This window comes from Embleya sp. NPDC005575, assembly GCF_040605455.1.
In the GTDB taxonomy this organism is placed as follows: Bacteria; Actinomycetota; Actinomycetes; order Streptomycetales; family Streptomycetaceae; genus Embleya.
In genome coordinates this window covers 35,845-62,110 of record NZ_JBEXCV010000030.1, presented here as the reverse complement: position 1 = coordinate 62,110, position 26,266 = coordinate 35,845, and the positions used below count along the sequence as shown (strand labels likewise).

At 71.1% G+C, this 26,266-nt stretch carries 25 protein-coding genes; 21 read left to right on the top strand and 4 right to left on the bottom strand.

What is annotated here, in order from left to right; all coding sequences use genetic code 11:
* Positions 1–2: 2 nt before the first annotated feature.
* The 3 genes from ABZS54_RS13440 to ABZS54_RS13430 all read left to right on the top strand — a co-directional run bounded on the left by ABZS54_RS13440 (position 3) and on the right by ABZS54_RS13430 (position 2,903).
* Positions 3–851: an SDR family oxidoreductase gene (locus ABZS54_RS13440; protein WP_355534311.1), complete on the top strand. Its 849-nt coding sequence runs from the start codon at positions 3–5 to the stop codon at positions 849–851.
* Positions 852–920: 69 nt separating this feature from the next.
* Positions 921–2,225 (top strand): nicotinate phosphoribosyltransferase, encoded by a 1,305-nt coding sequence (locus ABZS54_RS13435; protein WP_355534310.1) that lies wholly within the window; start codon positions 921–923, stop codon positions 2,223–2,225.
* Positions 2,226–2,279: 54 nt separating this feature from the next.
* Positions 2,280–2,903 (top strand): isochorismatase family protein, encoded by a 624-nt coding sequence (locus tag ABZS54_RS13430; protein WP_355534308.1) that lies wholly within the window; start codon positions 2,280–2,282, stop codon positions 2,901–2,903.
* Between the two features lie 193 nt (positions 2,904–3,096).
* Here the strand turns inward: ABZS54_RS13430 and ABZS54_RS13425 are convergent, their stop codons facing one another.
* Positions 3,097–4,896 (bottom strand): immune inhibitor A domain-containing protein, encoded by a 1,800-nt coding sequence (locus tag ABZS54_RS13425; protein WP_355534306.1) that lies wholly within the window; start codon positions 4,894–4,896, stop codon positions 3,097–3,099.
* Between the two features lie 180 nt (positions 4,897–5,076).
* Between ABZS54_RS13425 and ABZS54_RS13420 the strand changes: the two genes are divergently transcribed.
* Positions 5,077–5,280, top strand: coding sequence for a hypothetical protein (locus tag ABZS54_RS13420; protein WP_355534304.1), 204 nt, complete (start codon positions 5,077–5,079; stop codon positions 5,278–5,280).
* On the opposite strand, the gene ABZS54_RS13415 is transcribed toward ABZS54_RS13420, so the two are convergent.
* On the bottom strand, positions 5,264–5,920 hold the full coding sequence (locus tag ABZS54_RS13415) for an RDD family protein (RefSeq protein ID WP_355534302.1): 657 nt from the start codon (positions 5,918–5,920) through the stop codon (positions 5,264–5,266). The genes ABZS54_RS13420 and ABZS54_RS13415 overlap by 17 nt on opposite strands.
* Positions 5,921–6,052: 132 nt before the next feature.
* Positions 6,053–6,985 (bottom strand): RDD family protein, encoded by a 933-nt coding sequence (locus ABZS54_RS13410; RefSeq protein ID WP_355534300.1) that lies wholly within the window; start codon positions 6,983–6,985, stop codon positions 6,053–6,055.
* A 116-nt stretch (positions 6,986–7,101) separates the two neighbouring features.
* Here ABZS54_RS13410 and clpS point away from each other — a divergent pair, with 116 nt between their 5' ends.
* The 17 genes from clpS (at position 7,102) to ABZS54_RS13325 (ending at position 25,548) form a co-directional block, all read left to right on the top strand.
* Positions 7,102–7,389, top strand: a complete 288-nt coding sequence (clpS, locus tag ABZS54_RS13405) for an ATP-dependent Clp protease adapter ClpS (protein WP_355534298.1) — start codon at positions 7,102–7,104, stop codon at positions 7,387–7,389.
* A gap of 102 nt (positions 7,390–7,491) precedes the next feature.
* Positions 7,492–8,091: a DUF2017 domain-containing protein gene (locus tag ABZS54_RS13400; RefSeq protein ID WP_355534296.1), complete on the top strand. Its 600-nt coding sequence runs from the start codon at positions 7,492–7,494 to the stop codon at positions 8,089–8,091.
* A gap of 195 nt (positions 8,092–8,286) precedes the next feature.
* Positions 8,287–9,696 carry an amino acid permease gene (locus tag ABZS54_RS13395; RefSeq protein WP_355534294.1) on the top strand — a complete coding sequence of 470 codons (1,410 nt, stop codon included), beginning with the start codon at positions 8,287–8,289 and terminating at the stop codon, positions 9,694–9,696.
* Positions 9,697–9,768: 72 nt separating this feature from the next.
* Positions 9,769–10,182 (top strand): M67 family metallopeptidase, encoded by a 414-nt coding sequence (locus tag ABZS54_RS13390; RefSeq protein WP_355534293.1) that lies wholly within the window; start codon positions 9,769–9,771, stop codon positions 10,180–10,182.
* 224 nt (positions 10,183–10,406) lie between these two features.
* Positions 10,407–10,505: a putative leader peptide gene (locus ABZS54_RS13385; protein WP_321184084.1), complete on the top strand. Its 99-nt coding sequence runs from the start codon at positions 10,407–10,409 to the stop codon at positions 10,503–10,505.
* Positions 10,506–10,683: 178 nt separating this feature from the next.
* Positions 10,684–10,965 (top strand): ubiquitin-like small modifier protein 1, encoded by a 282-nt coding sequence (locus ABZS54_RS13380; protein ID WP_355534291.1) that lies wholly within the window; start codon positions 10,684–10,686, stop codon positions 10,963–10,965.
* Entirely contained in the window at positions 10,965–11,915 is a 951-nt protein-coding gene (locus ABZS54_RS13375) for a cysteine synthase (RefSeq protein ID WP_355534289.1), read from the top strand. Before ABZS54_RS13380 ends, ABZS54_RS13375 begins: the two co-directional genes overlap by 1 nt.
* A 209-nt stretch (positions 11,916–12,124) precedes the next feature.
* The gene (locus ABZS54_RS13370) at positions 12,125–12,292 is read left to right on the top strand and encodes a hypothetical protein (protein WP_355534287.1); all 168 of its coding nucleotides are present in this window, start codon (positions 12,125–12,127) and stop codon (positions 12,290–12,292) included.
* 330 nt (positions 12,293–12,622) lie between these two features.
* Positions 12,623–13,438 carry a glutamate racemase gene (murI, locus tag ABZS54_RS13365; RefSeq protein WP_355534285.1) on the top strand — a complete coding sequence of 272 codons (816 nt, stop codon included), beginning with the start codon at positions 12,623–12,625 and terminating at the stop codon, positions 13,436–13,438.
* Entirely contained in the window at positions 13,435–14,190 is a 756-nt protein-coding gene (locus ABZS54_RS13360; RefSeq protein WP_355534283.1) for an MBL fold metallo-hydrolase, read from the top strand. The genes murI and ABZS54_RS13360 overlap by 4 nt, the downstream gene beginning before the upstream one ends.
* Positions 14,191–14,244: 54 nt before the next feature.
* Positions 14,245–14,970 carry a ribonuclease PH gene (rph, locus tag ABZS54_RS13355; RefSeq protein ID WP_355534282.1) on the top strand — a complete coding sequence of 242 codons (726 nt, stop codon included), beginning with the start codon at positions 14,245–14,247 and terminating at the stop codon, positions 14,968–14,970.
* Between the two features lie 253 nt (positions 14,971–15,223).
* Positions 15,224–15,622, top strand: a complete 399-nt coding sequence (locus ABZS54_RS13350; protein WP_355534280.1) for a hypothetical protein — start codon at positions 15,224–15,226, stop codon at positions 15,620–15,622.
* A gap of 59 nt (positions 15,623–15,681) precedes the next feature.
* Entirely contained in the window at positions 15,682–16,284 is a 603-nt protein-coding gene (rdgB, locus tag ABZS54_RS13345) for an RdgB/HAM1 family non-canonical purine NTP pyrophosphatase (protein ID WP_355534278.1), read from the top strand.
* 311 nt (positions 16,285–16,595) lie between these two features.
* Complete coding sequence (locus ABZS54_RS13340; RefSeq protein WP_355534276.1) at positions 16,596–17,705, top strand: helix-turn-helix domain-containing protein; 1,110 nt, start codon at positions 16,596–16,598, stop codon at positions 17,703–17,705.
* 368 nt (positions 17,706–18,073) lie between these two features.
* The gene (locus ABZS54_RS13335) at positions 18,074–18,541 is read left to right on the top strand and encodes a hypothetical protein (protein ID WP_355534274.1); all 468 of its coding nucleotides are present in this window, start codon (positions 18,074–18,076) and stop codon (positions 18,539–18,541) included.
* Between the two features lie 128 nt (positions 18,542–18,669).
* Entirely contained in the window at positions 18,670–20,700 is a 2,031-nt protein-coding gene (locus tag ABZS54_RS13330; protein WP_355534272.1) for a flotillin family protein, read from the top strand.
* Positions 20,701–20,748: 48 nt separating this feature from the next.
* Positions 20,749–25,548: a DNA repair ATPase gene (locus tag ABZS54_RS13325; RefSeq protein ID WP_355534270.1), complete on the top strand. Its 4,800-nt coding sequence runs from the start codon at positions 20,749–20,751 to the stop codon at positions 25,546–25,548.
* Here the strand turns inward: ABZS54_RS13325 and ABZS54_RS13320 are convergent.
* On the bottom strand, positions 25,527–26,228 hold the full coding sequence (locus ABZS54_RS13320; RefSeq protein ID WP_355534268.1) for a GNAT family N-acetyltransferase: 702 nt from the start codon (positions 26,226–26,228) through the stop codon (positions 25,527–25,529). The two genes, ABZS54_RS13325 and ABZS54_RS13320, sit on opposite strands and share 22 nt — an antisense overlap.
* Positions 26,229–26,266: the final 38 nt, after the last annotated feature.

The following is a 26,266-nucleotide window of genomic DNA, read 5'->3' as shown; positions in this document are numbered from 1 at the left end:
CCATGGCAGGACGTCTTCAGGACCACGTCGCGGTGATCACCGGCTCCGGGGCGGGCATCGGGCGCGGGATCGCCCGGCGGTTCGCGGCCGAGGGGTGCCGGATCCTGGTCAACGACATCCGGGCCGAGTCGGCGGATCGGGTCGCCGCCGAGATCACCGACGCGTTCGGCGTCGACACGCTCCCGGTCGTCGCCGACGTCACGGTCAAGGCGGACGCGGTCGGCCTGGTCGAGGCCGCGCTGGCCCGGTGGGGCCGGCTGGACACGCTGGTGAACAACGCGTGGGGCGGCGGCCGGATCAATCGCCTGGAGAACAAGACCGACGAGATGCTCCGGCACGGTCTGGACATGGCCCTGTGGGCCGGATGGTGGACGATGCGCGCGGCGTTCGAGCCGATGCGGGACGCGGGTGGCGGCAGCGTGATCAACATCGCCAGTCTGAACGGTGTCAACGCGCACCGGTTCACCGCCGAGTACAACGTCGGCAAGGAGGCGCTTCGGGCGCTGACCCGCTCGGCCGCGCGCGAGTGGGCGCCGCATCAGATCCGGGCCAACGTGATCTGTCCCGGGGCGAAGACCGAGGCGTTCGCCGCCTACGCCAAGGCGAACCCGGAGGCCGCCGCGGTCGCCGAGTCGGCCAATCCGATGGGTCGGATGGGCGACCCGGAGACCGACATCGGCGGGGCCGCGCTGTTCCTGGCCAGTGACGACTCGCGCTACGTCACCGGCAACACGCTGTTCGTCGGCGGCGGCACGCACATCAACGGCTCGACGTGGGCGCCGACACCGGAGGAGGACCGGCTGGACCAGCGCCGGGCGCGGAGCGGTGGAAATGCGGCCATAATCGGGTGAATTTCCGTGATGCGCACCACTCTTGAGAGTAATCGTCAAACTGACGAGTAATCGTGTTATGCTGACGACATGGACACCGCAACCACGGCCTTGCTGACGGACCACTACGAGCTGACGATGCTCGAAGCCGCACTGCGCAGCGGTGCGGCGCATCGCCGTTCGGTGTTCGAGGTCTTCTCCCGCCGACTGCCGGACGGTCGACGCTACGGCGTGACGGCCGGCACCGGGCGGCTGCTCGACGCGGTCGAGAACTTCCGCTTCGACGACGAGACGCTGCGCTTCCTCGGCGAGGCCGGCGTGGTCGGTCCGGCGACGCTGGACTGGCTGGCCGGCTATCGGTTCACCGGCAACATCTGGGGCTACGCCGAGGGTGAGTGCTGGTTCCCCGGTTCGCCGCTGGTCGTGGTCGAGGGCAGCTTCGCGGAGGCGGTGGTGCTGGAGACGCTGATCCTGTCGATCCTCAACCACGACGCGGCAGTCGCCGCCGCCGCGTCCCGGATGACGTCGGCCGCCGCCGGGCGGCCGTGCATCGAGATGGGCTCGCGCCGCACCCACGAGGAGGCCGCGGTGGCCGCGGCGCGGGCCGCGTACATCTGCGGCTTCGCGAGTACCTCGAACCTGCGTGCCGGGCAGCGGCACGGGATCCCGACCCGGGGCACCAGCGCGCACGCGTTCACCCTGCTGCACGACGACGAACGCGAGGCGTTCGCGGCGCAGGTGGCCGCACTCGGCGCGGACACCACGCTGCTCGTGGACACCTACGACGTGGCGAGTGCGGTGCGCACCGCAGTGGAGGTGGCCGGGCACGAACTCGGCGCCGTCCGCCTCGACTCGGGCGACCTGCTCCTGCTCGCCCACCGGGTGCGGGCCCAGCTCGACGAGCTCGGCGCGGTCAAGACCCGGATCGTGGTCACCAGCGACCTCGACGAGTACGCGATCGCCTCGCTGCGTGCGGCTCCCGTGGACGCGTACGGGGTCGGTACCCAGCTGGTCACCGGCTCGGGGCAGCCGACCGCGTCGCTGGTCTACAAGCTGGTCGCGCGCGCGATGAGCAACGCGCCTGACGCGCCGCTGGTGGCGGTGGCCAAGAAGTCGCCGGGCAAGCCGAGTCACGGCGGTCGCAAGAGCGCGGTGCGGCGCTACGACGCGGACGGGGTGGCCGAGGCCGAGGTGCTGCGGCCGTTTCGGGCCGATGCGGAGGCGGTGCCGGGCGAGCGGGAATTGTTGGTTCCGCTGGTCGTGGACGGGGAGATCGTCGGGCGCGAGCCGCTGTCGGCGGCGCGCGCGCGACACGCGCGTTCGCGTGAGGAGCTGCCGCTTTCGGCTACGCAGCTCTCCCGCGGGGAACCGGTACTTCCGACCATCTACGAGTAGACGCGGAGTGGGCCCGTCGGACTCGACGGGCCGGTCACGAGGAGGCACGCAGCGATGACCCGGGCATTGATCGTGGTCGACGTACAGAACGACTTCTGCGAGGGAGGCAGTCTCGCGGTCGCGGGCGGGGCGGCGGTCGCGGAGGCGATCCGGCACCACGTCGTGGCGAACGCGGCCGAGCAGCCGCCGGACCCGGTGCACGCGGAGACGCCGGCGTACGCGCACATCGTGGCCACGCGGGACCACCACGTGGATCCCGGGGCGCACTTCTCGGCGACGCCGGACTATGTGGGGACCTGGCCGGTGCACTGTGTGGTCGGTACCGAGGGGGCGCGGTTCCACCCGGCATTCGCGTCGGTGGTCGAGTCGGGGCGGGTCGAGGAGGTCTTCTCCAAGGGCGCGCACGCGGCCGCCTACAGCGGGTTCGAGGGGGCGGCTGCGGACGGTACGTCGCCGGCGGACTGGCTGCGGTCGCGCGGGGTGACCCAGGTGGACGTGGTCGGGATCGCGACGGATCACTGTGTGCGGGCCACTGCGCTCGATGCGGTGCGGGAGGGGTTTTCGACGCGGGTGCTGTTGGGGTTGACGGCGGGGGTGGCGGCGGGGACCACGGCTGATGCGCTTGCCGAGCTTCGGGGGGCCGGGGTGGTTCTTGTGGGGGAGCCGGTTTTGCCCTGAGGCACTCGGGCTTGGCGGCGGCGGGTTGGCCTCAAGCGCCGGCCGGGCTGGTTTGCCCTCAAGCGCCGGCCGGGCTGGGTGGCCTCAAGCGCCGGCCGGGCTGATTGGCCCTCAAGCGCCGGGCGGGCTGGGGGGCCTCAAGTGGGTGTCGGGGCGATGGAGGTGTTTGGGCTGGGGTTTCGAGGGGGTTGGGTCAGGGGGTGGGGCCTACTGTGAGTCTTGTTGCGTTGCCGGTGCGGGTGGGGCCTTCGACAGTGATTTTGGTGCCTGTGTCGGGGGTCTTTACGCCGGTGTCGGGGGCTGTGGCGGACCAGTATTCGGTGCTGTCGGTGAAGGTTGGGACGCCGGGGCGGGATGGGAAGTTGCCCAGGCGGCCCAGGTTGATCGCGGAGGTTCGTTCGTCCGTGGCGGTCAGCGCGGCGTCGGCGGTCTGGAATCGGGTGGGCAGGGGTTTGCCGTTCGGGTCCAGGAGCGGGGCCGGGTGGATGTCGACCGGCAGGATCAGGCCTTCGCCGGGGTGCCGGGTCACGTCGTTGTCGGTGTACGAGGTGTCCCACAGCCAGATCAGCACGCCCTCGCCGTACGGGAAGTGGGTCGCCAACCGCTTGCCGGAGGTGATTTGGTACGGGCCGGCCACGAGCGCGGTGTCGGCGCCGACGTACTGCCGGTTCTCCACGAGGTACCAGCGTTTCGCATCGCTGCCGCGCCGCGGCGGCAGCGGGATCAGCAGTGCCTGCGGGTCTCCGGTGGACTGGTTCGGCGCGAGCTGGACCACGGTCTTGCGGGTGCGATCCACGACGCGTACGTCCAACCAGCCCAGTTGCAGCTTGTCCCAGGCGGACAGCGAGCCCGGCAGCGAGCCCGCGCCGTCCTCGTCGCCGAGATACCCGCCGAGGGCCATCAGCGACCAGAATCCGGGCGGGCCGTCCGTCGAGTTGCCCCGGTCGTACAGATCCGGCAGGCCCAGATTGTGCCCGAACTCGTGTGCGATCACGCCCAATCCGCCGTTCTCCGACTGCATCGTGTAGTCGCCGACCCAGATCCCGGAGTCCCCGATCGGCGTGCCGCCCGACCGGTTCGCCGCCGGACCGGTGCGGCCGACCCGGTCCGCGTACGCGTACCACCGGTGCGACCACACCGCGCCCCGGCCCTGTTCACCGCCGCCCTGGGCCTTGTCCACGCCGGCGTGCACGATCTCCACGTTGTCGAGGTAGCCGTCCGGCTCGTCGAAGTCGCCGTCGCCGTCGAAGTCGTCCCGATCCCACCGATCGAACGAGGCCAGCTGCTCGCGGACCTGCGCGGCGGTCAGCCCCTGGGCCAATCGGCCGTCGTACCAGACCTTCATCGCGTCCCGGACCAGATCCCACACGTCCCGGCACACGTTGCGGCCACACCCGTCGTTGCCGTAGCGCGCCTCGTTGTACGGCACCCGGACCCAGTCGGCGACCTCGCCGTCGATCGAGTAGCGGCCCGCGGACTGGCGACGGTAGTACGACGCCAGCGAGGGCGCGGCCGTGCCCGGCCCGAAGAACAGGTCCCGGTAGTGGTCGCGTTCGTAGCTCGATCGCCACATCGTCGTGGTGTCCTGGGCCCGGTCCGGCGCCGGGATCGTGCCGTGCCGAGGCCCCGGCCGGGTGCTGTGCCGCTGCCCGTTCGGCGCGTCGAGGCGATCGCCGAACTCGACCAGGATCACGAACACCCGCGCGTCGGCGGGCGGGCGGGCCTCCGCGATGCCGGCCTTGCCCGCCGGCACGGTGCGCGTGGTGAGTCCGGGCTTCTCGGTGATCGCCTGCACCGCCGCGTCGCGCCGCTGTCTGCGTCGCTCGGTGAACGGATGCGGCAGGTCGTCGTCGCGTTCGAGGAAGGACCCGGAGTCGGTGGTGTGTTCGGGCGGGGCATCGGCTGCCCGGCTCGGCGCGGCCGGTGCGGCGGACAGGACGAGCAGTGCGCACAGCGCGACGACGACGGCAGGGGTGACGTGCCTGGGGTTCACGTGGGCTCTCCGGATCTCGGGCGCTCCTGGGCGAAATCACCGCTTCGGCCGGTCGCGAGAAGGTGCCCGGAGTCGAGACCGATAAATCCCGATCGCAATCGAATGGTTACATTGCGCCGGTCGAGCAGTAGCGTGAGAGCGGGGGGCGTGCACAAAGGGGTGCAGGGGAGGTGGTGCGTCGTGGCAAGAGGAGATTTCTTCCGACTCGGCTACGGCGTATTCGTCACGATCGTCTTGACGGTCTCACTATTGGCGACCTGGGAGCCGCGCACCGTGGCGGGAGCTGCCGTCGCCATGGGCATCGGGGTCGCGCTCGGCACGACGACGGCAGTGCTCGGCATACGCGCACGGCATCACCCGTCCCGGTTCACGACCCGCGGATGACGGTGGTCCCAGCGGCCTTGTCGTGCAGACACTGGTGCCACGGCTGATCCCAGAATTGCCACAACACGTTGACCAGCCAGAAGATCGTGCCCACGCAGGGCACGATCAAGGGCAACGTGTATACGCCGGCGCGGGTCCATGCCATCGATCCACTGATGGGCCCGCCGTCGGCCACCCGCACCACCCGGATGCCCAACGCCCGCTTGCCGAGCGTGCGGCCGAACCGGTCGAGTTGGAAGCCGTCGTAGACGAAGTACAGCAGCGAGAAGATCAGCCCCGAGGTGAACTGCGCGCCGAACGACACGTCGTTGTAGTCGTTGTCGGTGACCGGCCACGAGATCAGGCCCGCGACCACGCCGACGATGAGGCTGTCGATGATCCGCGCGAGCAGTCGCCGCAGCGGACTGCCGAGCGTGGGGCTCGCGCCGTAACCGCCGCCCCCGCCCCCGGGACCGGCGCCGTAGGAGGGGTCCTGACCGTGGGGGCCGCCCTGACCGTAGGGATACTGCCCGGTCGGGTCCTGCCCGTACGGCGGTTGCCCCGGCGGAGGTTGACCGGGCGGCGGTTGCTGCCCGAATGGGTTGCCCGAGGGGTCGTCACCGTACGGGCCCGGCGGCGGAGGTGGCGCATTACCTGTCATATATCTGAGTAGAGCGGACAAAGGCTGACGTAAGCGTGACGTGTCCGGCAACCAGGGCGTGTCGCGTCTGTATGGGTGACGGGTGGTGGATGGGGCGGGGGACTGGTGACGGCGCCGAGCGACAGGTGCCGCTCAGTCCCGGGCGACGAACGTGCGTGCCGCCTTGTCGTGCAACCCCTGTCGCCACGGCCGGTCGAACAGCCCCCACAGCGCGCCGAACACCCCGACCACGAACACGCCCGGGACGTAGAGCGCCAACCATCGCCGCACCGACTGCCACAGTGACGGGGTGTCGTGGCTGTCCAGATCGGCTACACGCAGGCCGAACAGGGTCTTGCCGAGCGAGCGGCCCCACTTCCAGGTGGGCAGCGCCTCGTACAGCAGTGCGGCCACGAGCACGGTGCCGAGCACCACGGCGAGCGCGGTTCCGGTGGTGCCGTCGATCAGCCAGATGGTGGTGTCGCGGCCCTCGTAGCGGGCCCGGTCGATCTTGTCGCGGATGTGCTCGATCGCGTCCGGGACGAGCGGGATGCCGACCGCGACACCGGCCGCGAGCGGCACCAGCGCGTCGGCGATCCGGGCGAGCAGTCGCCGACCCAGGTTCGCCGGACGTCGCTCGTTGCTGCCGAAGATGTCGGCCTGGACCGGTCGCCACGGACCCGGCTCCTCGGCCGCGCGCTGCGGCGGCACCCCGGCGTCCGACGGGGTCGTGCCGGGCGTCGGGCCGGTGGGACCGGTCGGGCCGGAATGTGCCGCACCCGCGTCGTTCGGGCCGGCGGGTCCGGGCGCGGTGGTCGGCGGCGGTGCGTACATGCCCGTCGAGGACATGTCGTACAACCCGCCGGTACGCGCGGACAGCACCTCGCCTCGGATCACCCGGCCGCCCTGCTCGATCGCCTCGGGGGTGTCGGACTGTGCGTCCCGGTCCGGTTGTTCGGCGGCGGGCCGGCCGGGTTCCTCGGCCGGCCGACTGCTGTCCGGCACCCAGGCACCGCCGTCCCAGTAACGGATGTGGCCGGTGATCTCCGGATCCGGGTACCAACCCGGTGCGGGTGCAGAGGACATGGGCGGGATTTTGCCGTACGGGAGGGGTGACGGGTACGCCCCGGGTCACATCCGGGCCCGATCGCTCTCGTCGAGCCGGTTCGCCCGGGCTCAGCCCGGATGGCAGCATGGGACCCATGAGTGTCGCTCCCATCGAGGTCGAGAAGCAGAAGCCCGACGAGGACGTCCGGGCGGAGACCCCTTGGGTGTGCATCGTCTGGAACGACCCGATCAACTTGATGTCGTACGTGACCTACGTCTTCCAGTCCTACTTCGGCTATCCGAAGAAGAAGGCCGAGAAGCTCATGCACGACGTGCACAACAAGGGTCGGGCCGTGGTTTCGGCGGGGACGCGCGAGGAGATGGAGCGGGACACCACCGCGATGCACGGCTTCGGCCTGTGGGCCACCATTCAGCACGACTAGTGACACTCACTCGATTCGCTCGATTCGCTCGATTCGCTCGGTTCGCTCGTCCCGCCGGCCCCTCCGGTTCCCGCCCCACACTCTCCGGGAGTTGCACAGCCTGTGAACGGCCTCTTCATGCGCGGACGCTCGGGTCGACCGGAGATCGTCCTGGAGGACATGCACGTGCGAGTGCTGGCCGATCTGTGCGGTCAACTGGTGGAGATGGTCTCGCCCGACGATGACGCGACCGATCCGCTGGCCGCCGAGCTGGGCCTGACCGGGCTCGGTTCGACCGACGCGCCGGTCACCCCCGACGACCCCGCGCTGGCCCGGCTGCTGCCGGACGCCTACGCCGAGGACGCCGAGGCGGCGGCCGAGTTCCGCCGCTACACCGAGACCGACCTGCGGCTGCGCAAGCGGGACAACGCGCGGATCGTGCTGGCCGACCTGGCCGAGTTGGTCGACCTGACCGAACCGGCGGACGCCGAGGAGTTGCGCGTGCAGGGCGGCGAACACCGCGTCGTGCTCGACCCACAGGGCGTGCAGGCCTGGCTGGGCACGCTCAACGACCTGCGTCTGGTGATCGGCACCCGGCTCGAAGTCACCGAGGACATGGAGGCGTTCGAGGCCAAGCTGGCCGACGACGATCCGCGGCGCTGGCTGTTCGCGGTCTTCCACTGGCTGGGCGGATTGCAGGACTCGTTGCTCGACGCGCTGTAGCGATCGGTGTGCCGGGCACGCGGCGCTGCGGCGGGCCCGGGGCCGCACAGCGCGAAGTCGCGGTCGAGGCCGTGTGGTGCGCACCGGTGATCGCGGTGTATCCGTCGAAAAGGGACACGCCGGATCGATCGGAATCCGGGTTTCCCCTCGTGTTCGTTGGTAATACGGCCTGCGTACCAACGAACGGGAGACATCATGACGGACACCGAGGCCGAATCGAACGCGAGTACGGCCGAACCGAGTGTCGACACAGAAGGGTACGAACGGGGACTCGACAGCCGCCAGATCCAGATGATCGCGATCGGCGGCGCGATCGGCACCGGGCTCTTCCTGGGCGCGGGTGGTGCGATCGAGAAGGCCGGACCTTCGCTGATCGCGGCCTACGCGGTGGCCGGCGTACTGATCTTCTTCGTCATGCGCGCGCTGGGCGAACTGCTGATGTATCGCCCGGTGGCGGGCAGCTTCGCCGAGTACGCCCGGGAGTTCTTCGGGCCGTTCGCCGGCTTCGTGACCGGCTGGACGTACTGGGTGATGTGGGTGGTCACCGGGATGGCCGAGATCACCGCAGCGGGCGTCTATGTGCAGTACTGGTGGCCCTCGATTCCGCAGTGGGTCACCGCGCTGGTGGTCCTGGTCGTGCTGTTCGCCGCCAACCTGATCTCGGTCAAGCTGTTCGGCGAGTTCGAGTTCTGGTTCTCGATGATCAAGGTGACCGCGATCATCGGGATGATCCTGGTCGGCATCGGCGTGCTGATGTTCGGCTTCGGCGAGGCCGGCGACCAGGCGTCCGTCTCGCACCTGTGGTCGGACGGCGGGTTCGCGCCCAACGGCGTCGGCGAGACGTTGATGGTGCTCCAGATCGTGATGTTCGCCTTCCTGGGCGTCGAACTGGTCGGGGTCACCGCCGGCGAGGCGCAGGAGCCGGAGCGGGTGCTGCCGCGCGCGATCAACACCATCCCGTTCCGGATCGGGCTGTTCTACATCGGCGCCCTGGTGATCATCCTGTCGCTCGCGCCGTGGACCGACTTCCACGCCAAGGAGAGCCCGTTCGTGCTGGTCTTCGACCGGGTGGGCATCCCGGCCGCGGCCGCGATCATCAACTTCGTCGTGCTCACCGCCGCGCTGTCCTCGTGCAACTCGGGTCTGTACTCGACCGGCCGGATGTTGCGCACGCTCGCCGTCGAGGGGCAGGCACCGCCGCAGGTGAGCAGGCTCAGCTCGCATCGGGTGCCCGCGATGGCGATCACCGTGTCGGCGATCGTGATGGGCGCCGGCGTACTGATCAACGCGCTGGTGCCGGACAAGGCGTTCATGTACATCACCTCGGTGGCCACCGTGGGTGCGCTGTGGACGTGGGGGATGATCGTCGCCTGCCAGATGCGCTACCGGCGTGCGGTGGACCGGGGTCGGCTGGAGGGGCACGGGTTCCGGATGCCGGGTGCGCCGTACACGGGCTGGGTGGTGCTGGCCTTCCTGGCGATGGTGGTGGTCCTGCTCGGGTTCTCCGCGGACACCAGGATCGCGTTGTACGTGGTGCCGATCTGGGTGGTGTTCCTGGTGGCGGCATACATCCCGGCGCGGCGCGGGAAGCCGATGAAGATCTGATCCGCGGCCGGGTCACGGGCGGTGGGGCCGAGGTGTCGCGCGGGTCCGGGAGGCGCTCAGTACGCTCGGGGCATGCTCACCATCACCGCAGCCCTGCGCGATCGGATCGTCGCCCACGCCCGCGCCGACCACCCCGACGAGGCGTGCGGCGTCGTTGCCGGGCCCGAGGGCACCGACCGCCCCGAGCGGTTCATCCCGATGCTCAACGCCGCGCGGTCGCCCACGTTCTACGAGTTCGACTCGGCCGACCTGTTCAAGCTCTACCGGGAGATGGACGACCGCGACGAGGAGCCGGTGATCGTCTACCACTCGCACACCGCGACCGAGGCGTACCCGTCGCGCACGGACGTGTCGTACGCGTCCGAGCCCAACGCGCACTACGTGCTGGTGTCGACGCGGGACGAGGAGACGTACGAGTTCCGGTCGTACCGGATCGTCGACGGGGTGATCACCGAGGAGGAGGTCAGCGTGGTGGAGGCATATTGATCCGGTGGGCCGACGCTCCGGGCCGACGCCGCCCGGTTGATCCGGTCGGCGGCTTCGCGGGTCGGGTGATTCGGGAGAGTGTGACCGATATGGTGGGCGTTCGCGATCGCCGCGTCTCACCTGTCGGTATGGCCTGTTCCGGTATGCGAGATCACATCGGAGCGGACCGGGGGAATGGCTAGCATGACCATATGCGTTATGCGGGCGTGAATACGACGGAAGCGGTGCCGGGCGGTGCCCCGGGCGTGCTTCTCGTCGCGCGCCTGCACGTCGATCTGTGCCGACTCTCCAGCGCCCTCTGTCGCGCTGCGCGCGTGGGCTGATCCCGCTTTCGGATCGGCACCCCAGGCACCCCAGGCAGCAGGCAAGCCCGCAGCACCGGCGCATGCGAACGATCCCCCCGCCCCCACGGTCTCCACCGTCTCCGCCGGAGCGGCCGGGGCGCGGCCCGCGTCCGGACTGCGTTCTCTCCGTTCGAGTCACCACCAGAGGAGCGCATCCATGGCCATCGAGGTCCGCATCCCGACCATCCTTCGCACCTACACCGACGGCGCCAAGGCCGTACCCGGCTCCGGCGACACGATCGCCGACCTGCTGGTCGACCTGGAGGCCCGGCACCCGGGCGTGCGCGCCCGCCTGGTGGAAGAGAACGGCGAACTGCGCCGCTTCGTCAACGTCTACCTCAACGACGAGGACGTGCGGTTCACCGGCGGGCTCACCACCAAGCTGGACGACGGCGACACGGTCACCATTCTTCCGGCGGTCGCCGGCGGCTCGATCTGATGCGCTACGAATCGCTGCTCGACTCGGTGGGCCGCACCCCGTTGGTCGGTCTGCCGAATCTGTCGCCGTCACCGACCGTGCGGGTGTGGGCCAAGCTCGAGGACCGCAACCCGACCGGTTCGATCAAGGACCGCCCGGCCCTGCACATGATCGAGGCGGCCGAGCGGGACGGGCTGCTCACCCCCGGCTGCACCATCCTGGAGCCGACCTCGGGCAACACCGGCATCGCGCTGGCGATGGCGGCCAAGCTCAAGGGTTACCGGATCGTCTGCGTGATGCCGGAGAACACCTCCGAGGAGCGCCGCGAGCTGCTGCGCATGTGGGGTGCACGGATCATCGGGTCGCCGGCGGCGGGCGGCTCCAACACCGCGGTACGGGTGGCCAAGGAACTCGCGGCCGAGAATCCCGACTGGGTGATGCTGTACCAGTACGGCAATTCGGCCAACCCGGATGCGCACTACGCCACGACCGGGCCCGAGCTGCTCGAGGACCTGCCGACGATCACCCACTTCGTGGCCGGTCTGGGCACCACCGGCACGCTGATGGGCGTCGGCCGCTACCTGCGGGAGAAGGTTCCGGGCGTGACCATCGTCGCGGCCGAACCGCGCTACGACGACGTCGTGTACGGCCTGCGCAACCTGGACGAGGGCTTTGTGCCGGAGTTGTACGACGCCGACGTGCTGACCACGCGCTACTCGGTCGGCTCCGCCGACGCGGTTCGGCGTACCCGGGAACTGCTGGCGAAGGAGGGCATCTTCGCGGGCATCTCGACCGGCGCGGTGCTGCACGCGGCCCTCGGGATCGCGCGCAAGGCGGTCAAGGCGGGCGAGTCCGCGGACATCGCGTTCGTGATCGCGGACGCGGGATGGAAGTATCTGTCCACCGGGATCTACACGGCCGAGACCACCGAGGCTGCGGTCGAGGGCCTGCAGGGTCAGTTGTGGGCTTGAGTTTGGTGTGGGTCGGCCTGCGGGCCTGAGCTTCGAGCGGGGCCCATTCCGTCGCCCCGAACGGGTTCCCTCTCCTCGCCCCGAGCGTCCGTCGCCCCCGAGTGCCGATTCCCGGCGCCGGGGGCGATCGGTTTTCGGGGCCGCGATGCGGCACGCTCGCGATCCGGTGGGCAGGCGGAGCGGCTGCCCGGGGTCTTATCGGTCGGGGCGTGCGGCAGGGCACCGACCAGGGCGTTGCGTACCCGTCGCCCGGCACGAACCCGCCTGCTCTGGCGATCGGCGGCGCCATGGGTGCGACCGTGCACCTGGCCTCCGCGTGGTGGCTCTCGCGCCCGGCGGCCCGCGCGCTCGCCACCGGCCCGATCAAGGCCGCCTGAGCCCTCCCGTGCGTCGGGACCACGGGCCTGCCGGCCGCGCCGCCGCGGCCCGTCACGAGCGCCGCGCCAACTCGCCTACCGGCCCACCCCGTTGCCCGACGGCGACGCCAAATCGACGGCGTGGCCGACCGCTCACACGCTCGGCCGGCCCCGACCGCGACGCCGACTCGGCCCACCCTCGGCGCGTCGGCGCCCACGACTTGATCGTCGACCAGTGATCGACGAGCCTGCGAGGAGAGCGGCCGGAGGCCGCCTTCATATATATGACGTCGGTCACCCCCATGCCCGTTGTGCACCGGGACGTACCCCTCCACTGCGTACTCTCGGGGAGTGGCATTCGCATCCAACGACGCGCCGATCGGAATCTTCGACTCCAGCTTTGGCGGCCTCACCGTGGCCAGGGCCGTGCTCGACCAGCTTCCGAACGAGCCGATCCGCTATCTCGGCGACACCGCGCGGCAGCCCTACGGGCCGAGGCCCATCGCGGAGGTGCGCCGATACGCGCTGGAATGCCTGGATCGGCTCGTGGACGAGGGGGTCAAGATCCTCGTCATAGCCTGCAACAGCGCGTCCGCCGCGATGTTGCGGGATGCCCGCGAGCGGTACGCCGTCCCGGTGATCGAAGTGATCAAGCCGGCCACCCGGCGGGCCGCGGCGGCCACCCGCAACGGGCGGGTCGGGGTGATCTCGACGCAGGCGACCAAGACCTCGATGGCCTACGAGGACGCGTTCGCGGCGGCGCCGCACATCCGGCTCACCACCCAGGCGTGCCCGCGTTTCGTCGAGTTCGTCGAGCGCGGGGTGACCGGGGGCGACGAACTGCTCAAGGCCGCCCGCGGTTACCTCGATCCGGTGGTGTCCGAGGGCGTGGACACGTTGATCCTCGGTTGCACGCACTACCCGTTGCTCACCGGTGTCATCTCCTACGTCATGGGGGAGCAGGTCACGCTCATCTCCAGCGCGGAGGAGACCGCCAAGGACGTCTACCGCGCACTCGCGGCCGGCGGCCTGATGCGCGACGTCGGGCGGGCCGCGCCCGACCACCAATTCCTCACCACGGGCGATCCCGCCCAGTTCCGCGACGTAGGTCGCCGGTTCCTCGGCCCCGAACTCGCGCACGTCGACGCGCTCGGAGCCCTCACGTGAAACTCACCGTCGTCGGCTGCTCCGGCAGCTTCCCCGGGCCGGACAGCCCCTGCTCGTGTTACCTCCTGGAAGCCGACGGGGTCCGGATCCTGATCGATCTGGGCAACGGCGCACTCGGCGCCCTGCAACGGCACACCACGCTCGCCTCGGTCGACGCGGTGCTGCTCAGCCACCTGCACGCGGACCATTGCCTCGACCTCGCCTGCTATTTCGTGGCCCGCAAGTACTGCCCGGCCGGTGAACTGCCTCGGCTGCCGGTGTACGGACCGGCCGACACGCACGAGCGGATCGCGCGCGCGTACGACGTCGAGGGCGCGATCGACAACGGGCGGATGGGCGACGTGTTCGACTTCCGCACGGTGGTCACCGGCACGTTCGAGGTCGGCCCGTTCCGGATCACCGCGGACCGCATGCCGCACCCCGTGGAGTCGTATGCCTACCGGATCGAGGTCGGCGACCGATCGCTCGTCTACTCCGGCGACACCGGTGTCAGCGACGACCTGGTACGGATCTCGCGCGGCGCCGACCTGCTGCTGTGCGAGGCGTCCTTCGAGTACGGTCGGGAGGACCTGCCACACGTGCACCTGAACGGCCGACAGGCCGGTGAGCATGCCGAACGGGCGGGCGTGGGAAGGCTGTTGCTCACCCACATCCCGCCGTGGACGAGCCGCGGGCGCAATCTGGACGACGCCCGCAAGACCTTCTCCGGCGCCGTCGAGCTGGCCCTGCCGGACGCCTCGCACACGGTCTGAGGCGCGCCGGGCGGGCGGTCCGAAACCGCGCCTGGCACCGCTTAGGCTGGGTCCATGTCACGAGTAGACGGCCGTACCCCCGACCAGCTCCGCCCGGTCACGTTCCAGCGCAAGTGGCTCGACCACGCCGAGGGCTCGGTCCTCGTCGAGTTCGGTCGTACGCGCGTCCTGGTCGCCGCGAGCGTCACCGAAGGTGTGCCGCGCTGGCGCAAGGGCAGCGGAGAGGGCTGGGTCACCGCCGAGTACTCGATGTTGCCGCGCGCGACCCACACGCGCGGCGACCGCGAGTCGGTCAAGGGCCGGATCGGCGGGCGTACGCACGAGATCTCGCGGCTGATCGGTCGTTCGCTGCGTGCGGTGATCGACACCAAGGCGCTCGGTGAGACCACGATCCACCTCGACTGCGACGTGCTCCAAGCCGACGGCGGCACCCGGACCGCGGCGATCACCGGCGCCTACGTCGCGCTCGCCGACGCGGTGACCTGGGCGCGTGAGCGCAAGCTCACCCGCAAGGGCGCCAACCCGCTGATCGGCTCGGTGGCGGCGGTCAGCGTCGGCATCATCGACGGCGTGCCGATGCTCGACCTCCCGTATGAGGAGGACGTCCGCGCCGAGACCGACATGAACATCGTGTGCACCGGTGACGGGCGCTTCGTCGAGGTGCAGGGCACCGCGGAGAAGGAGCCGTTCGACCGCGCGCTGCTGAACAGCCTGCTCGACCTGGGCGCGCGGGGCTGCGAGGAACTGACGATGCTTCAGCAACTCGCCCTGGAGTCCTGAGCGCCACCGCCGAGCGGGTGACGAATCCGCCGAAGCGTCCGGAATCGGGTCCGGTGGTTGTTTCCCCGGCATACCACCGCACATGGTGGTCACGTGCCGGTTGCGAGTGTCACGTACGCGCAACCGGCACGCATCGGGTGTGCCACCGTCGGCCCGTCGCGGGGCCGGACACCAGTACGGTCATGGCACCTGATCATCCCGATCAGCGGCAGCCACGACCGGGCCGATCGGCCCGTCCCTGACGAGGAGCTCCATGTTCCGCGCCACGTACCGTTCCCGCCGGGTCCTGCGCACCACGATCGCGGCCACCGTCATGGCGGGCGCGTTGTTCGCCACCGCCGCGTGTGAACAGGCGCAGCAGGCCATTTCGTGTGCCGAACTGGCCACCGACCTCACCAACGACATCTCCACGCTGGGCAATGTGCTGAACGACCCGGCTGCCGCCGGCAAGGCGCTCGACAAGCTGCAGAAGACCTTGAACGACAAGACCAAGGACCTGGACTCGAACGACGCGAAGAACGCGGCGAACGGCCTCGGTGACGTGATCACCCAGCTCAGCACCAAGGCGGCCAACGGCGGGAGTCTGAGTGCGAGCGACTTGCAGCCGCTGATCAACGGCGCGAAGAACCTGACCACGATCTGTGTGAAGTAGCAGGCCCGCAGGGCGGTCCGGATTCGATCCGCGGCCGCCGCGAGCCTAGGCTTGGCCGCATGAGCCGTCTCGTACTCGCCACACGCAACGCCAACAAGGTCGTCGAGCTCCAGCAGATCCTCAAGGATGCCGGGCTCGATGTGGAACTCGTCGGCATGGACGCCTATCCGGATGTCCCCGACGTGCCCGAGACGGGTCTCACCTTCGCGGCCAATGCCCTGCTCAAGGCGCACGCCATCGCGCAGGCCACGGGACTTCCGGCGATCGCCGACGACTCCGGCCTGTGCGTGGCCGCACTCAACGGAATGCCCGGCATCTTCTCCGCGCGCTGGGCCGGCACGCACGGCGACGACGCGGCCAACCTGCGGCTGCTGCTCGCGCAGTTGTCCGACATCGGCGACGAGCACCGTGCCGCGTGGTTCGCCTGCGCGGCGGCGCTCGCCCTGCCGGACGGCACCGAGCGGGTGGTGGAGGGCCGATTCGAGGGCACCCTGACCCGAGAACCGCGCGGCACCGGCGGCTTCGGCTACGACCCGATCCTCCGGGTCGCCGACGACACCCGTACCGCCGCCGAGCTGAGCGCCGCCGAGAAGAACGCGATCAGCCACCGGGGCAAGGCATTTCGCGCCCTGGTGCCGATCGTCTCCGAACTGATCGGCTGAGGGACGGGATCGGCATTGCGCCGGGCGGCCCACGCGGCCGGACCCGGGGAGTCGACCGCGACCACCATGCGAATGGCCGAGGCGAGTCCGACCGGCACGGTCGGCAGCAGGCCGGCCGTCCACTCGGCGAACAGCCGTCTACGCGGCGTCGGATAGGAGCCGAGCAGGCGGGCACGTCGTGTTCGGTGCGCTGGGTGCCCAGCCGCGACCACACCATGACTCGAGCCCGGTCGCTGCCGGGAATCGGCAATGTTGGTAGCGTTTCGGCGTCGGATATTCGACAACGTGGTGGGGCTTCGGGGGGACCGGGAGTGGAGAGCGGCGACGGAATATCCGTCGAGTTCGCGGACGGGTGGGCCGAGTTGCTCGGCGAGGTCTCCGGGACCGGGCGGCTGCTGCGTCGGGCCGAGTTGGACGCGCTGGCGGCGTCGGGTGAGCGGGCGGCGGAGGCCGGGCACGATTGGCGTCCCCTGGTCGGGCTGTACCTGCGCGAGACGCGCCGCGCGTGGGGCACGCTGCCGGGCATCGGGCGTGCGCCGAGTGTGAGTGACGCGGTCCGGGGTGGGGACGCGGTGCTGGCCGCGCTGGACGCGGCGATCGCCGCTCTCGGCGTGGGGCACGCGCACGCGCGCCGGCTCGCGGTTCGCCAGGAGGAGGCCGCACGTCGCGAGTTCATCGACGACCTGCTCTACGGCCGAAGCGACCCGGGACGGCTTGCCGAGCGCGCCGAGCGGTTCGGGCTGCGCCTGGCCCGGGCGCACGCGGTCGCGGTGGCCGTGGGCACGAGCGACTACGACGAGGTGCATCCGCTGGTCCGCCGGGTCGAGCGCGATTTGATCGGTCGGTTCGGCGAGCGCGACGTATTGCTGACCACCAAGGACGGCCGGCTCGTGTGCATCGCGGCGGACAACGAGCAGTCGGTGCTCACCGCGTTCGCCCGATATGCGACCCGGACCGGCACCGGCCACGAGTGCGCGAAGCGGGTCGCGCTGGGCCGACCGCACTCCGGAGCGAGCGGCGTGGTGTCGTCGTACGAGGAGGCGCTGGGCGCGCTCGACCTGGCCGCGCGGCTGGATCTGCCGGGCAGCGTGCTGGACGCCGGCGACCTGCTGGTCTTCCCGGTGCTGATGCGCGACCGGGCGGCGATGGCCGACCTGGTCCGCAGCGCGCTCGGTCCGCTGGTGCACGCGCGCGGCGGCGCGGGCCCGCTCCTGGAGACGATCACCGCGTGTGCGGGGGCGGGTTACGTCAATGCCGAGGCCGCCCGCCGGTTGCGGATCAGCGTGCGCACGCTGTCCTATCGACTGGAGCGGATTCGCACGCTGACCGGATACGACCCCGGCGACGCGCTCCAGCGCTACACCCTGGAGACCGCAGCCCTGGGCGCCCGGCTCTTGGGCTGGCCGGGTATGCCGCTTTAATCGCGCCCCGCTTTAATCGCGCCCCGCTTCGATCGCGCCCCGCTTCGATCATGCCTGCCCTGGGTCCGGTGCCGGATATCAAGCAGGCGTCAACACTGCCGGCATCCGGCAATGCGCACGCCTTGCCGCCGGTGCCACGATGTCGGCGCACGGCGGGCCGAGGGGGTGGAACGGTGGGGGATTTCGTGCGGGCGGCACTGGCGTTTCCAGCCGTTCTGTTCAGCTTCGCGCTCGTCGTGGTGGCGGCCTATTGGCTGCTGGTGCTGCTCGGCGGTGTCGCCGTGGGTCATGGGGGCCACGGGGGCCATGGGGGTGGTCATCATGGCGGGCCCTGGGCCCACGGGGGCCATGACGGTCACGGTGGCCACGTGGGTCATGGAGGCCACGACCCACGCGACACCGCCGGCGTACCGATCACCGTGACCATCTCGTTCGCGATCGCGGTGACCTGGTTCGTGTGTCTGGTCGGGACCGCGTTGACCGACCGCTGGTGGCTGCGCGCTGCGGCGCTTCCTGCGGCGCTCGGTCTCGGCCTGCTCACCGCGCGCCTCGTGCGGGCCCTGGGTCGGCGCTTCCTGCCGCCCGAACGCCCCTCCGTACGGGCCGACTTCGTCGGCCGAACCTGCCTGATCCGGACCGGTCGGGTAGGTCTGGACTTCGGCCAGGCCGAGGTCCGGGCCGAGGACGGCTCGACCGCGATCCTCCAGGTGCGCACGGACGAGAGCGGGTTGGTCTCCGGCAGCACCGCGCTGATCTTCGACTACGACGCGGCCGGCGAGTTCTTCCGGGTCACCCGCTTCGACAGCGCGCTGGACCCGGACCGCACGGCACGCTGATCGGCCCGGGCCACGACACCCCGGCCCCCCGGTGGCGGCCCGAAAACCGTGCGGACCGCCACGACCCAGCCTTTCGCGAAGCCGCCTGCTCGCCAACCAACGTCCCGTTCTACCAAGGGATTTCACTGATGGATGCCATCACCGTGGGCATCGGTGTGCTCGTCGCCGTCGTCCTGCTCGTCGTGCTCGTCGTGTTCCTGGCCGTGACCCGGCTGTACCGCAAGGTGTCACAGGGCCAGGCCCTGATCATCTCCAAGGCGAACACGGTCGACGTCACCTTCACCGGCGCCGTGGTGCTGCCCGTGCTGCATCGGGCCGAGACCATGGACATCTCGGTGAAGACCATCGAGATTCGCCGGACCGGCCGCGAGGGCCTGATCTGTCAGGACAACATCCGGGCGGACATCCACATCTACTTCTTCGTCCGGGTCAACAAGACCGTCGAGGACGTGATCAAGGTGGCCCAGGCGATCGGCGCGGACCGGGCCAGCGATCGGGCCGCGATCCAGGACTTCTTCGCCGCCAAGTTCGCCGAGGCGCTCAAGACCGTGGGCAAGCAGCTCGACTTCGTCGACCTGTACACCAAGCGCGAGGAGTTCCGGGACCGCATCCTCGCGGTGATCGGCACCGACCTCAACGGCTACCACCTCGACGACGCCGCGATCGACTTCCTCGAACAGACCCCGATGAGCCAGCTCGACGCCGCGAACATCCTGGACGCCCAGGGCATTCGCAAGATCACCGAGCTGACCGCGATCGAGCACGTGCGCACCAACGAGTACCAGCGCACCGAGGAGAAGGAGATGACCCGGCAGAACGTCGAGGCCCGGGAGACGGTGCTCGAACTCGAGCGCCGGCAGGCCGACGCGGAGATCAAGCAGCGCCGCGAGATCGAGATCAGCCGGGCCCGGGAGGAGGCCGAGACCGCGCGTGTGCAGGCCGAGGAGCGCCTGCGCGCCCAAAGTGCACACATGAAGACGGAGGAGGCGATCGGGGTTCAGAACGAGAACCGCGAACGCGAGGTGGCCGTCGCGCAGAAGAACCGCGAGCGGGTGATCGCGGTGGAGAACGAGCGGATCGAGAAGGACCGCCTCCTGGAGGTGATCGCCCGGGAGCGGGAGACCCAGCTGCGCCGCATCGCCGGCGACAAGGAGGTCGAGGCGGAGAAGCGCGACATCGCCGAGGTGATCCGCGAGCGGATCGCGGTCGAGCGCACCGTCGCCGCGCAGGAGGAGGAGATCAAGAAGCTGCGACTGGTGGAGGAGGCCGAGCGCGAGCGCCAGGCGCTGGTCATCCGCGCCGAAGCCGAGGCGCAGGAGCGGCTGGTCAAGGACATCAAGGCGGCCGAGGCCGCCGAGCAGGCGGCCGGACACCGGGCGGCCGAGCAGCTCACCCTGGCCGAGGCCCGGCGCAAGTCCGCCGAACTGGACACCCAGGCCGCGATCCGCGGCGCCGAGGGCAAGCGCGCCGAGGCGGCGGCGGTCGGCCTGGCCGAGGCCGAGGTGCAGGAGCGGATGGCCGAGGCGGTGGCCAAGCTGGGCCACGCCGAGGCGGAGGTGACCCGCAGGAAGGCACTCGCGAGTGCCGAGGGGCTGCGCGAGCGACTCAAGGGCGAGGCCGAGGGCCTGACCGAGAAGGCCGCCGCGATGGCCGCTCTGGACGAGTCCAGCCGAGTGCACGAGGAATACCGGCTGCGTCTGGAGGCGGAGAAGGAGATCCGACTGGCCGGCCTGGACGTGGACCGGCAGATCGCCGAGGCACAGGCGACGGTGCTGGCTACCGGCCTGGAGAACGCCAGGATCGACATCGTCGGCGGGGACAGCATGTTCTTCGACCGGATCATGGGCGCGATGGCGGCCGGGAAGAGCGTGGACGCGTTCGTCGGCCGCTCGGACACGGTACGCGCGATGGCCGGCGCCTGGCTGGACCCGAACACCTCCACCTTCACCGACGACCTCGGCACGATGGTCACCGGCCTGGGTGCGGGCGGCGTGCGCGACCTCACCCTGGCCGGCGCGCTCGGCGCGCTGATCGCCGGCGGCGGCCCGCAGACCGCCGTGCTCAAGGGCCTGCTCGAATCGGTGCGGGCCGGCGGACTCGGCGACACCCGACTGGCCGATCTGGTGGCCCCCGCGCAGCTCAACGGTGCCGGCAAGTAGTCGCCGAACCCGCCGACCACCCGTGACGACAGAGGAGTCGACCCGAACGTGAGCAGCCCAGCCCCGGTCGTGGGCGGCCCCGAGACCGAGCCCGGGACGTACGAGGTCCTGCGCGACCGGCTCCTGGGCGCGGCCCGCGACCTGGGGGCGCGGGCCGGGGCACTGAACGAGCGCCGGGTGCACACCTACGGCGCCGGCACGCTCGACCTGACCGACACCCACCGGGTGCACACCGAACGCGCCACCTCGGCCCGGGACATCGTCCAGGTCGGCGGCCTGCTCCTGATCGGCTACCAGGCCGGCGGCGATCCGGGCGAACCGGTCCGGCCGGCCGACGTGTTCGCGCTGCACCGGCGCACACCCGACGGCTTCGCCCCGGCGCCGCCGGACGCGGTGCCGGGTCTGCTCGACGACGCCCGTTTCCGGCAGGACTTCACCGAGCTCTTCCGCTACTTCCGCGACGCCCGACTGCTGCAACTGCGCGACACCGGCACACACCTGCTCGCGGTCTTCCGGGTCGGCGAACGGCTGACCGACATCCGGGTGTTGCGCTGGCGGATCGGTTCCGACGGCAGCCCGACCTACCTGGACGCCCAGGGCGAGCGCGAGCACGTCTTCCCGCCGGCATACGACTTCGCCTGGACCGCGAGCACCCGCGCCGACCACGCCCCGGGCCGGCATCCGCACATCGCGGTCGCGGACACGCTGTATGTGTCCACCCTCGACGGCCGGCTCACGGTCAAGCTGGTGGACGACACCGAGAGCGCCGAGGGCGTGTACGCCGAACCGGTCGAGGATCCGCTCCAGGCGCTGGCCGACGCGGACGTCGAGTACGCCCGGGTCGGCCCGCTGCTGCTGGTGCGGGTGCGCCCGTACCACGAGGACGCGTGGCGGCATCTGGTGCACAACACCCGCACCGGTGAGGTGCTGCGCCTGGACGGCGTCGGGGCGGCCTGCCGGCGACTGCCCGACGGGCAGGGCCTCGTCTTCCCCGGCGGCTACTACCTGAGCACCGGCACGGCGCGCACGTTCGACATCGACACCACCGACCTGGAGTTCGAGTCGACGGTGCGCTCGCCCAACGGCGAGGACGTGCTGTACGTGTTCCACGCCCGCGCCGAGGGTCGCACCGTGCTGCTGTCCTACAACGTGATCCGCGAGGAGGCCGCCGCCCCGATCGTCGGACACGGCCGGGCGCTCTTTCCGGACGGCACGATGGCGGTGCTGCGTGTGGCGGGCGCCGAGCCCGGCCGGGTGCACCCGCTCCAGGTGTGGCGCACGCCGTACACCTCCGACGCGTACGCGGCGGCCCGACCCGCCGGCACCGGCCCGCTGGCCCGGATCGGCAACCCCGAGCTGGTGCGCGGCATCGCCGACTGCCTCTCGATCGCTGCGATGGCCGAGGAGATGGCCCCCACCACGGCGGTCTTCGCCGCGATCGCCGCGGCCGCGGCCCGGGTCGAGGACACCCACCACTGGCTCGCCGATCCCGAACTCGGACTGCTCGCCCTGCCGTTGGCCGCCGTCCGGAGCACTGCGGGCGATGTGGTCGAGGAGTTCCGTCGGGTGCTCGACCAGCGGCGGATCGCCGCCGACGCGGTCGAGGAGGCCGCCGCGAACACCACCACGCTGACCCGGCGGGTGCGTGGCGAACACCCGGACAGCGCCTCGGCGTGTGTCCGGCAGCTCACCGAACTCCGGCGTGAACAGGGTCGGTTGGCCACCCTTCGGGACATTCGCTACGTGGACGCCGGCGCCCTGGACGACCTCGACGCGACCTTGGTCGAGGAGCTTGCCGCGACCGGCCGGCGTGCGGTCGCCTTCCTGGCCGACGACGACGCGTTCGCCGACACCCACCGGACCGTCGACGAGCTGGCCGCCGAGGCCGCCGTGTCGAGCACCGTCGCCGCATCGGCCGCACTGACCGAGCGGATCGACGAACAGGCCGACGGCCTGCGGATCGTCACCGAGGTGGTCGGCACGCTGGAGGGCACCGACGCCACCGTGCGCACCGCGATCCTGACCCGGATCGGCGAGGTGCTCGGCGGGATCAACCGGGCCCGCGCGACGCTCCAGGCCCGCCGACGCGAGCTGCTCGACGCCGAACAACGCGCCGAATTCGCCGCCGAGATCGCGCTCCTGGAGCAGACCGTGGTCGGCGCGTTGTCCGCCGCCGTCGATCCCGAGGACTGCGACGAACAACTCGGCCGGCTGCTGGCCCGGATCGAGAACCTGGAGGCCCGATTCGGCACCTTCGACGAGCACCTGGCCCGGATCGACACCGAGCGCGAGCGCGTCCACGACGCGTTCTCCGCGCGCAAGCAGGCCCGGTTGGACGAGCGCGCCCGGCACAGTGCCCGGCTGATCGACTCGGCGCAGCGGATCCTGACCACGATCGGCCGCCGGGTCACCGGTTTGGCGAGCACCGACGAGATCAACACCTGGTTCGCCTCCGACGCGCTGGTCGGCAAGGTCCGCTCGACCGCCGAGGAACTGCGCCGACTCGGCGACCCGGTCCGGGCGGGCGAGTTGGAGGGTCGGCTCAAGGCCGCTCGCCAGGAGGCCGCCCGGGCCTTGCGCGACCGGGCCGAACTCTACGACGCGGCGGGCACCGTACGACTGGGTCGGCACCGGTTCGCGGTGCACGAGCGGCCGATGGAGCTGACCCTGGTCCCGGATGCGGACGGCCTGGCCTTCGCGATCACCGGCACCGACTATCGCGCGCCGCTGCGCGAGCCGTTGCCCGCCGCACACCGGGCCTTTGTGGGCCAGCCGCTCGGCTCCGAGTCGCCGCAGGTCTACCGGGCCGAATACCTCGCGGCGCTGGTGCTGGCCGAGACCCACCTCCCACCGTCGGCCACCCCGTCGGCCGAGGATCTGCTCGCCGAGGTGCGCCGGATCGCGCTGCCCCGGCATGGCGAGGGCTACGACCGAGGAGTGCACGACCACGACGCGGCGGCGCTGCTGGCGGCCGTACTGCGGCTGCGGGCCGGCGCCGGACTGCTGCGCTTCACGCCGGACGTCCGGGCGGCGGCTCAGCTGTTCTGGGCCTACGGCGCCCGGGAGGATGCCCGGGGTCCGTGGACCGTCCGGGCACAATCGCTGGCCCGGGCCCGGGAGACCTTCGGCCCGGTGCCGGCCGTGCGCGATCTGGCCACCGAACTCGGTGAGCGGGCGGCCGAGTTCCTGACCACGACCTTCGCCGCACCGATCGTCGCCGGCGACGCGGTCGGCACCTACCTCGTCGAGGAACTCGCGGCCGGCGGACCGCGCTTCGCCACCGGCGCCGCGGCCCGGACCCTGCTCGCCGACTTCCGCTCGGCGCTCGGCGGTGCGGGCTCACCAGCCGCCAAGGACTTCGCCGAGGATCTGCGCGCCCTCGGCGACGACCTCGCAGCCCGCCACCAACTGGTCTCCGGATGGCTCGGCGCCTACACCGACCGATTCGACGCCGGCCCGCCCGCGGACCTGCCCGAGGCGATCGCGATCGAGGTGTGCGGCAACGCGCTGGACCGACACCCCGTTGACGCGCTGCTCACGACCACCGTGACCGGCCTGCTCGGCAGCCACCCGCGCCTGGCCCGCGGCGGCACGCTGGACCTGCGACTGGACGAATTCCTGCTGCGCACCGACGAGTTCCGCCGGGTCAGGGTGCCCGCCCGGCAAGCCTACGAGCGCACTCGCGCGCGATTGCTCGCCGCGGAGCGCGAGCGGCTGCGGCTGGACGCCCACACGCCCCGAGTGCTGCCGACCTTCGTCCGCAACCGGCTGATCGACGAGGTCTACCTGCCGCTGATCGGCGACAACCTGGCCAGGCAACTGGGTGCGGCCGGCGACGAACGGCGCACCGACAGCCAGGGCCTGCTGCTCCTGCTGTCGCCGCCCGGCTACGGCAAGACCACGCTCCTGGAGTACGTCGCGGCCCGCCTGGGCCTGGGGTTCATCCGGATCGACGGCCCGGCCCTGGGGCCGGGCACCACGTCCCTGGACCCGGCCGCCGCACCGGACGCCGCCGCGCGGCGCGAGATCGAGAAGATCGGCTTCGCGCTGGAATTGGGCAACAACGTGCTGCTGCACTTGGACGACATCCAGCACGTCTCGCCCGAACTCCTGCAGAAATTCGTCTCGCTGTGCGATGCGCAACGCCGGATCGAGGGCGTTCGAGCGGGCGAGGCGCGCAGCTACGACCTGCGCGGCAAGCGGTTCGCGGTGTGCATGGCGGGCAACCCGTACACCGAGTCCGGCGCCCGCTTTCGGATCCCGGACATGCTCGCCAACCGGGCCGACGTGTGGAACCTGGGCGACGTGCTCGGCGGCAGGCAGGAGCTGTTCGCGCTGAGTCACATCGAGAACGCACTGACCGCGAACCCGATCCTGGCCCCGATCGCCGGTCGTGAGCGCGGCGACCTGGAACTGCTGGTCCGGCTCGCCCGCGGCGACGTCGCGGCGCGCCCGGAGCGGCTCGCCCACCCGTACGATCCGACCGAACTGGATCGCATCGTGGCCGTGCTGCGCCGACTGCTGCACGTGGGCGAGACGGTCCTGGCGGTCAACCGGGCCTACATCGCCTCGGCGGCGCAGTCCGAGTCGGCCCGCACCGAACCGCCGTTCCGGCTCCAGGGCTCCTACCGGGACACCAACAGGCTGGCCGAGCGGCTCCTGCCGGTGCTGGACGAGGCCGAGGTCGAGACGCTGGTGGACGACCACTACGCAGCGGAGGCTCAGACGCTGACCACGGACGCGGAGGCGAACCTGCTCAAACTGGCCGAACTGCGCGGCCGGCTGACCCCCGCCCGGGAACTGCGCTGGGCGGAGGTGAAGCGGGCCTACCTGGCGGGCCGGGGCTGAGCCGGTGCCGAGGTCGACTCCGGCTCCGGCTCCGGGATCCACGCCGGGGTGAGTACGCCGTGCCGCGTCCAGCCCAGCGTGCTGTACAGGGCCAACCCGTCCGAACTCGCCACCAGGACCCCGGTCCGGGCGCCCCGCGCGGCGGCGGCGTCACCGAGGGCGGTCATCACCACGCTGCCCAGGCCCCGACGCCGGTGCGCCGCCTCGGTCCCGATCCGGTCCGCCACCGCGGTCTCCCCGGTCACCGCGATCCGCCCGTAGGCGGCGACGTCGCCATCGGCGGCGCGCAGCCGAACAAGGATCACCTCGCCCGTCGACTCGACCTCGATCGTGTAGCCGCTCGGTGCACTCGCCGTCGCCCGCCGGAGCGGCCCGGTCATCGGATACTCCGGCTCGCCCACGATCCACGCGGGCGTCAGGTCCTGCCGTACCCGCTCGGCCGGGGCGAGGACCTTGATCCAGGTCCCGGGAGCGGTCCGGGTCCGCGCGAGCTCGGCCACCCGATCGACGTCGAAGAGCACGTACCGCACCCGATGGCCCGGCAGGCCCACGTGCAACCGGAATCCGCCGGCGACCTCGACCGGCGGCGGCAGCTCGCGGGCGGGTGCCCAGCCGGTGACCCAGGCCCGGACCAGTTCGGCGGCGGGAAACGGAAGGTGTTCGCGGACGACGGTGGTCACGACTTCCCCCGGTGGCTCGGCGACTCGACCCGGAAAGC